The 14453-nt window shown below is 57.8% G+C and carries 10 protein-coding genes; all 10 read left to right on the top strand.

Going from position 1 to position 14453, the window contains the following annotated elements; all coding sequences use genetic code 11:
• Window positions 1-12: 12 nt before the first annotated feature.
• The 10 genes from HT579_19715 (at window position 13) to HT579_19670 (ending at window position 14344) form a co-directional block, all read left to right on the top strand.
• Entirely contained in the window at window positions 13-1848 is a 1836-nt protein-coding gene (locus tag HT579_19715; GenBank protein ID QKS30951.1) for a hypothetical protein, read from the top strand.
• A 248-nt stretch (window positions 1849-2096) separates the two neighbouring features.
• Window positions 2097-2537, top strand: a complete 441-nt coding sequence (locus HT579_19710; protein QKS30950.1) for a transposase — start codon at window positions 2097-2099, stop codon at window positions 2535-2537.
• A gap of 182 nt (window positions 2538-2719) precedes the next feature.
• On the top strand, window positions 2720-4132 hold the full coding sequence (locus HT579_19705) for an oligosaccharide flippase family protein (GenBank protein QKS30949.1): 1413 nt from the start codon (window positions 2720-2722) through the stop codon (window positions 4130-4132).
• Between the two features lie 574 nt (window positions 4133-4706).
• Complete coding sequence (locus HT579_19700) at window positions 4707-5297, top strand: glycosyltransferase (protein ID QKS30948.1); 591 nt, start codon at window positions 4707-4709, stop codon at window positions 5295-5297.
• Complete coding sequence (locus HT579_19695; GenBank protein ID QKS30947.1) at window positions 5294-5827, top strand: acyltransferase; 534 nt, start codon at window positions 5294-5296, stop codon at window positions 5825-5827. Before HT579_19700 ends, HT579_19695 begins: the two co-directional genes overlap by 4 nt.
• Before the next feature lie 116 nt (window positions 5828-5943).
• Window positions 5944-6999 carry an O-antigen ligase family protein gene (locus HT579_19690; GenBank protein QKS30946.1) on the top strand — a complete coding sequence of 352 codons (1056 nt, stop codon included), beginning with the start codon at window positions 5944-5946 and terminating at the stop codon, window positions 6997-6999.
• 250 nt (window positions 7000-7249) lie between these two features.
• Entirely contained in the window at window positions 7250-8266 is a 1017-nt protein-coding gene (locus HT579_19685; protein QKS30945.1) for a DUF354 domain-containing protein, read from the top strand.
• A 47-nt stretch (window positions 8267-8313) separates the two neighbouring features.
• Window positions 8314-9246: a hypothetical protein gene (locus HT579_19680; GenBank protein ID QKS30944.1), complete on the top strand. Its 933-nt coding sequence runs from the start codon at window positions 8314-8316 to the stop codon at window positions 9244-9246.
• Entirely contained in the window at window positions 9243-10127 is an 885-nt protein-coding gene (locus tag HT579_19675; GenBank protein ID QKS30943.1) for a hypothetical protein, read from the top strand. The genes HT579_19680 and HT579_19675 overlap by 4 nt, the downstream gene beginning before the upstream one ends.
• A 383-nt stretch (window positions 10128-10510) precedes the next feature.
• Window positions 10511-14344, top strand: a complete 3834-nt coding sequence (locus tag HT579_19670) for a S8 family serine peptidase (protein QKS30942.1) — start codon at window positions 10511-10513, stop codon at window positions 14342-14344.
• Window positions 14345-14453 lie beyond the last annotated feature (109 nt).

The following is a 14453-nucleotide window of genomic DNA, read 5'->3' as shown; positions in this document are numbered from 1 at the left end:
CGTGCAGGGCTCATGCTGATTGCGATCTCGGGGTCGGCTGGTGCGGACGATCTGACCTTTAAAGAACGCGCCCTAAAGCAGGTCATCGACGGCGTACCCTCCATCCTCAAGACCTACAATCCCGCCACCGGACGTTTCGGAAGTGGACCATTCGTCGTCAGGGACCAGCACCCTCTCCTCCCACTGGCAGTCGCCTACAGCACACCATCGCCAAGAAATCCTTACTACAAGAACCCCAGCCTGCTGGACGTACTGATGAGTGCTGGAGACGCGCTCATCGCAGCCCAGGATCGTCAAGGTCGCTGGCGTTACGACAAGAAGGACGGCAGCTACTGGGGGCAGGTATACATGCCTTGGACCTATTCCCGGTGGGTGCGGTCCTTCGTCTTGATCAAGGACGACATGCCTGCTGACCGTCGACAGCGCTGGCACTCTGCGCTCAGCCGGGGCTTCCAGGGGATTAGTCTGACTGGATTGGCAAAGACCGATAACATGGCTGTCCATAACGCGATGGCGCTATACGTCGGTGGCAAGGTATTGGCGCGACAAGACTGGCAGCAGGAGGCGGCAAACTTCATGGCGGAGGTAGTGGCACGGCAGCGCGAACCTGGCTATTGGAGCGAGCACTCCGGCCCAGTTGTGCGCTACAACCACGTTTACGTGGAGGCAATCGGGATCTACTATGCTGAGTCACGCGACCCGCGAGTCTTACCAGCTCTCGAAAAGGCGGCGAAATATCACCTTCAGTTTACGTATCCGGACGGCAGAGATGTCGAGACTATTGACGAACGTAGCGTTTACCAGGATTCCGTGACACCTGGCGCGGGTAACGTAGGCTTTACCATGACACAGGAAGGTCGCGCCTATCTCGCTAAGCAATGGCGCCATAATGGAGCCAGACTCGGTACAGACGCTGCAGCATCCTTTGTCCTGCACGGCGAGGAAGGACCTCTCCGGAGTCCGACGCCGAATGAACTGACGGTTACCGTCGAGGAAGGGATGCCGCGAGCAGCCGTCTTGGCCAGTGGGCCTTGGTTCATCGTCTTGTCAGCCTACACCGCCCAGCCATCGGGTAGTCGATGGATTCAGGATCGGCAAAACGTGCTCAGCATCTGGCGGGCCGGCCATGGTTTGATCGCGGGCGGTGGCAACACGAAGCTGCAGCCCCGATGGAGTACGTTCACGGTTGGCGACCTGCGATCACTCGCACACTCGCCCGGAGATGAAAGCCCAAGTTTCACTCCCTCTGGAGAGCTTTACCACACCCCTAGCTCGGCGATCCTATTGCCGGGCGACTCGCCGCAACTCCTACTTACGTACGGGACGGCGACCGCCCACTTGAAGGTGCGCCCGGCAAGTTCCTCTAGTCTTGGGATTACCTACTCGCTCAAAACTTCTACGGCGCTTCCCACTGCAGCTCACCTCCAACTATTGCCGCAGCACGGGGCGGCGTTTAGGACCGCAGAAGGTTATGAGGGCGAGCTAGGTGACCAGCCTATCGAGCTCGACCCGACGAGACTCGGAAGCTGGCTGTCGTATCGTGGCATTTGCTTCGCGTTGCCCGCGGGCACAACATTTCACTGGCCCGTCCTTCCGTACAATCCGTATCGTAAGGATGGTCGTGCCCTGAGCGAGGAAGGCAGAATCGAGCTACGGATACCCCTGAAGCCTGACGGCACGCCAGCAACCGTTCTAATGGAGGCCACATCCGCTGAGCCTCCGCTGAAAAACTCGGGGCCTAGCAGCCTGTCGCCCTCACGGCCCGCACCCTGCGGCAGATCCTATGATCAGGGCGGCTCAACATCTTCGAGGCGGTCGATTGTCTGCGCTCCGACGATGTGCTCGTGATGGACCGCGGCCTTCCGTGTCGATTGCTGGTGTCGGCGCTGACGGCACGTCGCATCCCCTTCTGCATCCGATGCGATTTGTCGCGAGGATTCTTGTTGGCACGCGAGTTCCTGCAGTCCAGTCGAATCCTGCAGGTCGTTGTCTTGCGCGCGCCCAATGCCCGTGATGCCAAGGACTAGGAATGCACGGCCACACCGACCACGGTTCGCTTGATGCGGGTAGCGACACCGAACGGACGGGTGCATGTGTTGATGACATCGCTTCTCAATCCAGTGACCTTTCCGGCCGCCGCGTTTGCCGAGCTGTACCACGGCCGCTGGCGAATCGAGGAGGCATTTAAACGGATCAAGAGCCGGCTTGGTCTGGAGCATACCTCGGGCTTGTCCTGGCACGCCGCGCATCAGGATTTCGGGGCGAAGGTGGTCTTCGACAACCTCAATGCACTGGCCGCCTATGTCGCCACCGATGCCCTCCTCGATCCCGGTTCGTCCTACAAGATCAACCGCACCTTCGAACTCGAGAAGATCAAGCGACGGGTCGGCCGTTGGTTCCTGGCTGCAACCGCCACCACTCGCCGCCTCAAGCCCATCCTCCAGGAAATCGCGTTGAACCTCCAGAAGTTCCTCCCCGATCGCTCCCAACCTCGAAAACCGCAGCCGAAACCGCACCTGTCGCATGCCTACAAGTAACAATGACAATTAGCTAACTTTCGAGGATTGAGCCCGGACCCCCGGGGTCATGCCAATATACTACACCAACGCCAAAGAAAGTATGTCATCCAAGTGCGGAAGAGCTGGATTTCCCTCCTACAACATGAACCGCACATGTTTAGTTCTTGGTAGTATAGACTACCGCCTTTTTTGTGCTATAAATGGCTAAGAGTTCCGCTCACCTCCGTCGCCTCTACCTGCTTTCCCACTTGCCGCACATGCTTATCGGGATTCTGGTAGTGCTCTATTTTTCTCGGTTGTTAGTGCCGGCGGAGTTTGGCAAATTTGCACGGAGCTACGCCTACATCAACGTAAGCGGAGCCCTGATGTATGGTTGGCTTCAGATGTCTTTGGTCAGGCTCGCGTCGGGTCATGGCGACATGGTTGGGCCGCGCATCACCACGGTCATCAGGGCCATGTTGTGGCCTGTTCTCCCGTGCTTTTCGCTCGCGTACATATTGAGCTATGTCGGCGCAATCTTCTACCCTTTTGCCACAGCTATGGCATCTGTCTTCCTTGCATGCTCAGTATGCTTGGCTCAGATGGCGCGCGGCAAGAACAACCCGTACCTGTATGCAACTATTGGCGCCGTACGTTTACTTGGTGTCTTGGTCGGTGCGTGGATTGTAGGCAGTGTTTCACCACAAGCCGACTCTCTGCTTTATGCTTTGGGCGGCGGAGCCCTGCTCTCCTGCTTGCTGCCGGTTCTCTCCGAGTGCTGTCGAGCGAGAACTGCCCGTCTGCTCTCCAAAACTCCCTCTTCGGAGGTCAGTGCAAAAGAATTGTTCCGTTATGGGTATGTGGCCTCCATCTCCATCGGGGCTGTTATGCTAATGATCCACGGAGACCGCTTTGTGGTCGGTATGATGCTAGGGAATGAAGCTGCCGCCTCCTATACCGCTCAGTCTGAGCTGGCACGCCAATTGATCTATCCAGTTGTTTCCGCGCTGAGCGTCTCAATTGTTCCAACCGCCTTGATGATCGACAGGCAATCAGGCAGCCGAGTGGCGAAGCTATTTATCGCCAGAAGTTCGGCGAACACCCTTCTGTGCGTTGCTCCAATTTTATTGAATCTGGTCTTTTTTCCCACCAGCATCCTGAGCGCCTTGCTACCGGAACAGTATGCCTATTCCAATGCGTGGGTTTCCCCCCTCGCAGCGACCGGCGCCTATCTGCTTGGTTGTCGTCTAGCGCGCTGCGACCCCGTGTTGCATCTGGACTTACGCGCCAGCCATATTGGCTACTCAGCTCTACTAGGCTTGGTGGCATGGGCGGTGTTGGTTTATCCGCTAACCTTCGTCTTGGGCGTTGAAGGCTGCGCCCTTGCGGGAATGCTAGGCTCCGCGATTTCCCTAAGCTATTCCGCGCTAATTTCAAGAAGCAACGGTCCAGGATCAATTAACATAGTTGGATGCGGCACGTTTTGTCTGATGTTCCTGATTGCGTTATGCGCAAAGTATATTGCCAGTTTGCGACCCCAGCTCGCGTTGGTCATCGCGATGGTATCAGCAATCGTCATGTACTTGGCGCTTTCTTTCTATCTCTGGGCAACTCGCAATGGTGACCATAGCTAAGCCGATGGGCTTGCACGTAACATCCGACTACCCTGGACCATTTTCCCCTGCGGGGGTCACAGTGGCCGTCAAAGATCTGATTGAGGCCGCACGCGAAGACTTGGACGCACTTGTTCTGGTTCCCCGACGGGATATACGGAGCGTAAAGGGTCGCATCATCTGCAAGGAAAGCTGCCTCTACGTTTCGAAGTTTGACCCTCTGAGCACCGCCTCCCCATCTTCCGCTGGAGGTTCCTTTTGGCCAGAGTTGGTGGAACGATATCTTTGCTCCACCCGTCGCCCGTCCTTTGTGCACTCTCACAAACTCTCGTATGAGGCACGAATTGGAAACGCTATCGCAAAGCAATTTGGAGTTCCCCACCTGATCACTGTTCGGGGTAGCTCCGATACCAATTCCAGAAATCATTGGCCTTGGACCGATAGGGCCTATCGGGACCTGCTATGCGGAAGCCAAAAGAATTTCTGGCTATCAGTCTGGGCGCAGGCCTTCTTCGCGTCACGTATAGGTTACCGCATCAGTCCAGGAAAAGACATAGACTTTCCGAACGCGGTTCCTGCTGCCTTATCAACTAGAATGGGCGGTAGGTCGTCAGCATACAATCCCGCATCGCTAGTCTGCGTCTGCCGGCTTGACGACTATCAACAGAAGGGGATCCCGTGTCTACTCGAAAGCATTGCTGCCGAGCGACAAATCAGACCCGAACTGTCGTTGGACCTGATAGGGCCCTGCAGTCCACGGAATGCCACCGCCATTACCAGAATTGTTGCGTCCCTTGGTCTTGCAGGAGCAATTGCTCTACTCGGCCCAATGACACGGCAGCAAGTTATGGAGCGACTTCACGGCTATGCTGGGCTAGTCATGCTCGGAGAGCGCGAAACGTTCGGGCTAGTTTATGCGGAGGCAGCGGTATGCGGTGTGCCATTTGTCTTCCTTCGAAACAGTGGGGTGGACGGCCACCACTTTGCTAACGTTTGCGGCATCGGCTGTGACCGAATGGATGTTCCCACGGTCCGGGCGGCGGTTCGGGAGCTGCTCGAGCAAGCGCCCGAGATCCGCCGCCGAATTGTAGCAGCGCGGGGGGCCGGATTGCTACACACTCTTACCGCCGCAGGGCAGTCCAAAAGCTACGTACAAGCAGTGCTTTCTACACTCAATCTACCATGAAAGAAACTCGGCTTTCTCTCAAAAGACGGTTGTTGTATCTACTGTATATCACCGTATTGCGCCATACTCCAGACAGCTGGCGTCCGTATGCGTTCGCTTTCCCGAAGCTACGCGCTGCAGTAGTGAGAGGCTTCGCCGAAAGGGCTGCGCAAAGCATAATAGTGAAGTCGAATGCGCGGGTTTCACCCCATATCTCGATCGGCTTATTCAGCGAACTGGGCCAAAACTGTCTAATTTATGGTGGGGTTTCCATCGGAGATAACGTCCTGATGGGGCCTGACGTTAAGATAATTACCCGCAATCACGGAGTCCCCGCGGCTGGACTTCTCATACGCGAGCAGGAGAGCATTTATTCACCGGTGTCAATTGGGAACGACGTTTGGATCGGCGCCAACGTCGTGATTCTTCCAGGTGTTACCGTTGGGGACGGTGCCGTAATAGCCGCCGGGGCGGTTGTGACGAAGAACGTTATGCCTGCAACAATCGTTGGAGGTGTGCCAGCAAAACTTATTGGAGTTCGGCCAACGTGAGACTGACGTTAGTAGCGGCTGGATACGCGGCCATGTCTTGCGTGTTTCTTGTGAGTGGCGTCGACCTTTCGGAGTACGGCGCGGTTGGATTGGCGGCTAAGGCAGTTGGAGCAGCTGTGCCGCTGACGCTGGCGGCACTGTTCCATCCGATAATCCGACTTCAGAAGGTAAGTCGGGTCGGCCTTAAATGGGTAGCAAGTTTCCTGATTGTTGGCGCCGTGTCTAGCCTTTGGACTATCGACGTAGTGGCAACTACGACGGCAGTATTGGCGTGGGGATACACTGTCGCCTGCTGCTATATCCTCTGCGGCCTGGGCTGGATACGGGCTACCAATATTCTCGTAATTTCCGTAGGGGCTTTGTGCGCGGTTTGTCTAGCTTACGGGGCAGCTTCTGGGGCTGCCTTTGTCGAGTATCAAGGCGTACAAAGACTGCAGGGAGTTCTCTATGGCCCACATGCGCTTGCACAGCCCGCGGCGGTGGGGCTATGTTTGCTGGCATCAGGACAGGTGAAGCTGAGCTACCGCCTGAGGGGCGTATTAACAATCATTATCGCGTCCGCGCTTTGGATGACGGCTAGCCGACAAGCAATCGCTGCAGGTGTCCTTGGGATAGCGATCGCGCTAGCGTTGCGGGCAAATGGCGCCATGCTGCGATTGATCGGCGCGACAATCGCTCTCGCCGCTACAGCTGTTTGGGCATTTCTGTTTCCCGACGCGGGTCTTTTCAGTCTGCTTGCACGTGGTGAGGGTGATGACATCAGCACCTTAACTGGACGGACAAGCATTTGGAACGCTGCGGTTGATTTGATTGCGATGGAACCGTATTTAGGCTACGGATTCGGCGCAGGCGGGGTTGCGTTGCAGGGCTACTATCGGAGTGGCTTAGCCGACTGGACAACATATAACGCCCACAATGGGTTTTTACAGTGCTTGCTGGATTTGGGTTTTGTTGGCTTGCTGGTCTTCGGATCCCTATTCGCGTTTGCGTTGCGCCGCTGCATGCATTTACCTCGCACGATTGCTGTCCCGGTGTTTGCGTGCACTCTGGCCTTGACGATGGTCGAGAGGGGATTCTACGGGGTTGGCGGATTCGCACCGCTCTTCTTGTGTATCTTTGCTCTATTTCCGCGAGCTGCAGTCGTACCAGACAATAAGTTGCGGAAGAGCTAAATGGACCGCGGGGTCGTGATCTGATAGGACTCTTGACGAGCCCGATGGAAGAGCCGGTCTGATTTTCCACAGAGATAGAGCTCTGCCTATCGGCATATCCCTAGCTATACACCACCTACGGCGTCGCTGGTAAGGTAACGCATTTGCTCAAAAGGGTGATGCGATAATCGCGACCGCGGTCCCCACCGCACCCCCCCCGCCTTCAGTTACTAGCAATTTGATGTGGTGAAGCGCTTCTTGAGGTAGCTTGATGACGATATGGATTGATTTGGCGAACAGTCCCCATGTAACCTTTATGCGGCCATTCATAAAGCGCTTTGAGAAGGATGGTGTACCCGTGGTCATAACCGCAAGAGATTACGGCAACACAATCGAACTGCTGCAGCAGGAGCGATGGATATTTAGAGAGGTTGGGGGGCACGGGGGAAAGAAAACTCTGAGTAAGATGCTTTCCTTTGTCGATCGCCTACGGCTTCTACAGCGTGTCCTTAGAGAGGTGGGGCCAAAAGTAAGCTTCTCGCAAAGTTCATTCTACTCTCCCATGGTTGCATCGTCTCTGAGGATTCCGTTTGTCTACACCAACGACAACGAACACGCCAAAGGTAATCTAACGGCGAGATTACCCGGGGGGGTGGCAATATATCCAGACGCGTTCCGTGACTCCAAACAGGCTCGGTTCTTTGTCGGTGACAATTCAGCATTTTACCAAGGTGTTAAAGAAGCTATCTATCTTTCGCAGTCAAGTAGGGTTTCCCCTTCGTCGTCCGGAGAAAAGGTCTATTTCTATCGGCCGGAGCCTTGGCTCGCACAGTACCATGAGCCTCGCCCAGAATTTTCTCTTACTATTATTGCGGCGCTTCGCGAAATTGGGGAGGTAAAAGTCATCGCGCGTGACGCCGCGCAACGAAAATATTACTCTTCAGCACTGGAGGGGCAGCGTAACGTTGAGATCCTTCAGACGGTTGTGAGTTTGGATGACATTGTTTCTACTGGCGCGGCCTTTATCGGTTCTGGCGGAACGATGTGCAGGGAGTTGGCGCTTTTAGGTGTTCCCACGGTGTCGTTGTATTCTGGAAAGCTCCTTGCAGTGGATCTTGAGCTCATCAAGAGGGGGTTGTTGTTGCACACGCAGGATGCGGCAGAACTCCAAATGTTCTTGGAGGACCCTTCTGTGAAAAGACGGAACCGTGAAGTGGCGCAAGAGCTTCTTGGATACGGAGCGACGACATTTGAAATGTTCTGTGAGAGGATCTACGGATTCCTATAGAGCAACATCTGGACTAGGTTAATTCACTAATCTCGCGCGAGGTTGCTGTGACGAAGAAAGTGTTGGTGGTAGGCTTTGGGCGAATGGGACTGTCGCATTCCGTGATTATATCCGGTATTCTTGGGGCGGAGAATGTTGAGTTTGACGTCTGTGACCCAAGTTTTGCTGCGAAACGAATGGCTTCGGGTTTGGTTCGTGGGGTTAAGTGCGTAACTCTTAAGCAGTTGCGGGGGGATAAGGCTTTGGTAAGATCTTATCATTTTATATTGTTGACGGCGCCGCCGTTCCTTCGAGCAGAATTCCTTGCTTTGCTTGAGGGGTTTAAAGGGCGAGTTTTTGTTGAGAAGCCCGTACTTGTTGAGCTCAGTCAAAATCAAATGTCGGGCTACGTTAATCAGCACGCGCCTTTGAACGCGGTCTTGAGGGAACGGTTGGTTTCCGAGAGGCTGAGAAAAGTGACTGCACGCCTGATTACCAATGTTTCTTTTGAGAGAATAAAGAGTGGCTGGCGCTCAAAGTCTTACGGCTGTGTTCTGCACGAATTCGGCGGGCATGTGCTTTCACTGGTAGGAGCGGTTTTGCCAGAGCGGAAGATTTTCCAGAAGCCAGTGGAAGACCTTTGCCTTCAGGTATCTGCGCATTCAAGGGATATCGCGACATTTTCTTTTGTTGATGGCGGTGTGGTTTATTCGATTGAGCTGATCGCGAATAGCTCCGACGTCAGGAAGGCAACATATGATCTGGTGGTTGAGACGTCTGATGACACAATCCATTATGATCTATACTCGATTTCTTCGGAGGCTGGGAAGTTCGATCCAGTGTTTTTGCCGGAGGTTGGCGTTAGCGTATCTTTTTATCTTAGAGGTTTTGATTTTACTCGGCAGATGGAGGCCTTCTTGGTAGGGGACATGGATGTTTTATCCAGCTCGCAGATTTCGGCGCTGGAAAGAATCGTGCTGGCTGTTGAGGGAACAAAATGAGGGTCATTCTTGGGGACAATCCTTTTTTTGGCGTGAATCATCGTACGGGTTCTAAGGTGCTGGCTAGTGCTGAGCAACGATTCAATTCCGCAGCTGAGGTGATGGTCGCGGCGGAAAGATGTGGCGTCAGAACGTTGATGCTTTCAACGCATCCGGACTACGAAAATTTGCTCGTGGCGGCGGGGCGTGTGTTGCCGCTAGGACACGGACTGGAGATTGCGCCTGTGATTCCTTATCCTCACACGCTGAACAATTCAGTCGCGCAGGATGGGTATTTTGGTGTCATTAAGAAGCTCGGGGTACGAAATCTTACTTCGGTCGGGCTTGACATCGTCCGTTTTATGGGGTGTTTGGGCGATCGGGAGGGCGCAAAGCTCGAGAAGGCATTTAGGCTAGTCATTAGCATGGAGCTTGAGAAGATTCGAGATTTGGGGTTCGTGGTGAAGCATGTCTGCCTGCACAATATCATTACGGATTTGTTGTTGGCGCTTAATCGTTTTGATATTTTGCAGGGTTTTATCGATGCTAGCAGAAGAGATAACTTGCAGCCGGTTCTGATCACGCAGAATGCAGTGGCCTTGCTGGCAGCTAACCTGGAAGGTGAATTTGCTTCTTGTTTTAGTTTTAACGCCTTCGGCTACATGGTTAACCCGTCTCTAGAGAAAGTCGTGAGTGCGATTAGAGTGGCAAGGAAGCCAGGATGTGAATTGTGGGCAATGCAAATTTTGGCTAGCGGTGCTGTCAGGTTGGAGGTAGCCTTGCGCGATGAGAATTTGCGTTTCTTTGATGCAATACTTTATGCGACTACTAAACCTCATCGCGTAGAAGAGTTTCTACGCGCCTTGGAGCAGCGCAATATCGTTGCAGAAGTTTCAGTCTGACCCTGTCGGGCAGGGCCTCCGCACGCGGGCAGCAGGTTCTGGATCGTCATACACGGTAGGGCAAGATCGCCTAGATTCAGTAAGTTGTGGAATGGCTTGTAGGCGCTTCCGGAATCACGTCTGCTCTCGTCTGTTGGGCCACGTAAGAGATGATTACGAAAGGGCGCATCGTGGCCGCGGCGCGCGCCGTACGGTGCCCTTGGCATGAGCCGATGGCCGGAACGGGGGCAGCAGGACGGTCGACGTGGTCGTGGCCAAAGTCGCGTCGAGCGAGCCGCGTCGTGAACTTTGCTCTTTCAAGAGCGTCATGAGATGCAGACGGCTCAAGTTGTGACTGTTCAAAGCCGTTTACGAATGGTGATTTGCCAAGCGGAGTCACAGCGATGAACAGACTGAAGCTTCCCGTGCCGGACAACGGCGCTTCCAGGCAGGGGGTGGCCGGCCAGGCGACGTACAACGACCCGCTGCTCGCGAGCCACTACTGGTACCTCGGCGACGCCAGCGGGGCCGTCAAGGGCGCGAACGTCCAGCGCGTCTGGGACGACTACCGGGGCGCCGGCGTCATCGTCGCGGTGATCGACGACGGCGTCGAGTATACGCACCCGGACCTCGCCGCCAATTACCGGAGCGGGCTCGACTACGACACGCTCGACCTGGATGCGGACCCGTTCCCCGGCAACTCCAGCGACCGGCATGGTACGGCCGTGTCCGGCGTCATCGCGGCGGCGCTGAACAACGGCACCGGTGGTGCCGGTGTTGCTCCAGAGGCGGGTCTGGTCGGCTACCGCATCGGCTTCGGCGCCAACGGCACGCTCCAACAGGTTCTCGATGCCTTCGAGCTGCTCATGGCGGTCGATGTGGCCAACAACAGTTGGGGCTTCGACGGCTACTTCGGCGACAACTTCCTCGATCCGGACTTTGCACCGATCGGCGATGCGCTGGCGACGGCGCTGGCGGCGGGGCGCGGCGGGCTGGGGACGATCGTCGTCATGGCGGCCGGGAATGGGCGGACCTCGGGCCAGGACGTGAACTACCACGGCTTCCAGAACCACCGCGGCACCATCGCCGTCGCCGCGACCGACAGCGGCGGCAACGTCACCTACTATTCGACGCCGGGCGCGGCGCTGCTCGTCGCGGCGCCCGGCCACGGCATCACGACCACCGACCGGGTGGGTGGTGAGGGTTACGCGAGCGGCGACTACGCGACGGTGAATGGGACCTCGTTCGCGGCGCCGGTGGTCAGCGGGATCGCCGCGCTCATGCTCGACGCCAATCCCGGCCTCGGCTGGCGCGACGTGCAGGAGATCCTGGCGGCGACCGCGGTGCGCACGGGCAGCCCGGCGAGTTGGTCGTTCAACGCGGCCGACAACTGGAACGGCGGCGCGATGCACGTCAGCCACGACTACGGCTTCGGTCTGGTCGATGCCCTTGCGGCGGTGCGCGTCGCCGAGAGCTGGCGCAGCGTCGCCACTTCGGGCAACGAGTGGGTCGCCGAGGGCATGCACTACCCCGTGTCGCCGATCGCCATCCCCGATGGCGGCAGCGTCTCGAGCACGATCACGCTCGCTGCCGGTCTGCGCATCGATCGCGTCGAGGTCGACCTCGCGCTGGCGCATCCGTACCTCTCGCAGGTGCGCGTGACGCTGACGGCGCCGGACGGGACCGAGAGCGTGCTGGTTAACAACCCGTCGACATCGGGGAACATCTACTTCACCTTCTCGACGACGCGCGACTGGGGCGAGTTCTCGGGTGGCGACTGGACTCTGGCCGTCACCGATACGCAGGTGGGCGCGACCGGCGTGGTGTACGCCTGGGGCATCCGCGCGTACGGCGATCTCGCCGGCGACGACACCTACCTCTACACCGCTGAGTTCGCGACGCTGGCCGCTGCCGATGCCTCGCGACGCACGCTGTCCGACGCGGGCGGGATGGACGCGATCAACACCGCGGCGATTGCCGGGGACACGCTGCTCGACCTGCGGCCCGGCCATGTTTCGCTGCTCGCCGGACAGGCGGTGACGATTGCCGCCGGGACGATCATCGAGAACTCCGACAGCGGCGACGGCAACGACACGCTGATCGGCAACGACGCGGCGAACTCGCTGCGTGGGTGGCGGGGCAACGACTTTCTCGATGGTGGGACGGGTGTCGACACGCTCGACGGCGGGGCGGGTGACGATGTCTATGTCGTGGACGTGGCCGCGGACGTCATCGTCGAACGCCCAGGCGGCGGCACGGATACGGTGCGCACGACGCTGGCCAGCTACCTTCTCGGGCTCGAACTGGAGAACCTGGCTTTCATTGGCACCGGCAACTTCAAGGGAACAGGCAACGCAGCGGCCAACGTCATGGACGGCGGAGCGGGCAACGACAGCCTGAACGGGGGGCTGGGTGCCGACCTGCTGCGCGGCGGTCCGGGCGACGACACCTACACGGTGGACGATGCGGGTGACAGCGTCGTCGAACAGCTTGGTGAGGGTAACGATTGGGTGTACAGCTCGTTGAGCTGGACGCTGGGTGCGAATCTGGAGAGGTTGGTATTGTCTGGGAGTTCGCCGATCAGCGCCACCGGCAACGAACTGGCCAACGTCCTGTATGGCCAGAACAACGGTGCGGCGAACGCGCTGTCGGGTGGTCTGGGCGACGACGCCTATTACGTCGGTGTGAACGACGTGGTCGTCGAGGCTGCCGGGGAAGGCACCGACATTCTTTACAGCACATTTAACTGGGCGTTGGGCGCGAACGTCGAGCGGCTGTACCTCTACGGGAGCGCGCCGGTCGCGGGCACGGGCAACGACCTGGCCAACGTGCTCTACGGCAATCAGAACCCTGCGGCGAACGTGTTGACTGGAGGGCTTGGGGGCGATGCGTATTACGTCGGGAGCAACGATGGCATTGTCGAGGTGGCCGGACAGGGCACCGACAGTGCTTACTGCTACGGCGACTACACGCTCGCGACGGGCGTGTCGGTCGAGTACCTCTACCTCAACGTGACGACCGGGCAGACGCTGACCGGCAACGAACTGGCCAACAACCTGCGCGGCAACAACGGCAACGACACGCTGATCGGACTCGAAGGCAACGACACTCTCGATGGGAAGCTCGGCGCGGATCTGCTGCGTGGTGGAGCGGGCGACGACACTTACACGGTGGACGATGCGGGTGACAGCGTCGTCGAGCTGTTCGGTGAAGGGAACGATTGCGTATACAGCTCGTTGAGCTGGACGCTGGGTGCAAATCTCGAACGGTTGGTACTGTCTGGGAGTTCCGCGATCAGCGCTACGGGCAACGAACTGGCCAACGTCCTGTATGGCCAAAACAATGGTGCGGCGAATGTGTTGTCGGGTGGTCTGGGTGACGACGCTTATTACGTCGGCGTGAACGACGTGGTCGTCGAGGCTGCCGGGGAAGGCACCGACATTCTTTACAGCACGTTCAACTGGGCGTTGGGCGCGAACGTCGAGCGGCTGTACCTCTACGGGAGCGCGCCGGTCGCGGGCACGGGCAACGACCTGGCCAACGTGCTCTACGGCAATCAGAACCCTGCGGCGAACGTGTTGACTGGAGGGCTTGGGGGCGATGCGTATTACGTCGGGAGCAACGATGGCATTGTCGAGGTGGCCGGACAGGGCACCGACAGTGCTTACTGCTACGGCGACTACACGCTCGCGACGGGCGTGTCGGTCGAGTACCTCTACCTCAACGTGACGACCGGGCAGACGCTGACCGGCAACGAACTGGCCAACAACCTGCGCGGCAACAACGGCAACGACACGCTGACCGGACTCGACGGCAACGACACTCTCAGCGGCGCGCTCGGTGCCGACGTGCTCGACGGGGGGCAGGGGAACGACACGCTGGCCGGCGGTCTCGGCAACGACACCCTGACCGGTGGCAACGGCGCCGACATCTTCCGCTTCGACACGGCGCTCGACGCCACCATCAACCTCGACGCGGTGATCGGCTTCAGCAGCGTCGATGACAGCTTCCAGCTCGAGAACGGCATCTTCACTTCGCTGACCCAGACGGGCACGCTCGCCGCCGGCTCCCTCGTCATCGGCACCGCTGCACTCGACGCCAACGACTACCTGATCTACGACAGCACCACCGGTGCGCTCTTCTACGACCCAGACGGCAACGGCGCCGGCGGCGCTGTACAGTTCGCGGTCCTCAGCACCAACCTCGCCCTCACCAACCTCGACTTCGTCGTCACCTGATCATGATGCAAGACCCAAGACCGTCGCAAGATCGGCGACCGTCAGCGTAACTCGCGCCAGTGCCACGCATTCCGCGCGCGAGCATGGCATGGCTGCGTCCCAGGGAGCC

It is taken from the genome of Candidatus Accumulibacter similis, assembly GCA_013347225.1.
Lineage (GTDB): Bacteria > Pseudomonadota > Gammaproteobacteria > Burkholderiales > Rhodocyclaceae > Accumulibacter > Accumulibacter similis.
The sequence above is the reverse complement of the archived record's forward strand: the minus strand, read 5'-3'. Positions and strand labels throughout refer to the sequence as shown.

What these genes read in the sequence shown, in the direction of transcription:
- HT579_19670 (QKS30942.1), top strand. Translation starts at nt 10,511, where the DNA reads ATGAACAGACTGAAGCTTCCCGTGCCGGACAACGGCGCTTCCAGGCAG.
- HT579_19675 (QKS30943.1), top strand. Translation starts at nt 9,243, where the DNA reads ATGAGGGTCATTCTTGGGGACAATCCTTTTTTTGGCGTGAATCATCGT.
- HT579_19685 (QKS30945.1), top strand. Translation starts at nt 7,250, where the DNA reads ATGACGATATGGATTGATTTGGCGAACAGTCCCCATGTAACCTTTATG.
- HT579_19705 (QKS30949.1), top strand. Translation starts at nt 2,720, where the DNA reads ATGGCTAAGAGTTCCGCTCACCTCCGTCGCCTCTACCTGCTTTCCCAC.
- HT579_19695 (QKS30947.1), top strand. Translation starts at nt 5,294, where the DNA reads ATGAAAGAAACTCGGCTTTCTCTCAAAAGACGGTTGTTGTATCTACTG.
- HT579_19715 (QKS30951.1), top strand. Translation starts at nt 13, where the DNA reads ATGCTGATTGCGATCTCGGGGTCGGCTGGTGCGGACGATCTGACCTTT.
- HT579_19700 (QKS30948.1), top strand. Translation starts at nt 4,707, where the DNA reads ATGGGCGGTAGGTCGTCAGCATACAATCCCGCATCGCTAGTCTGCGTC.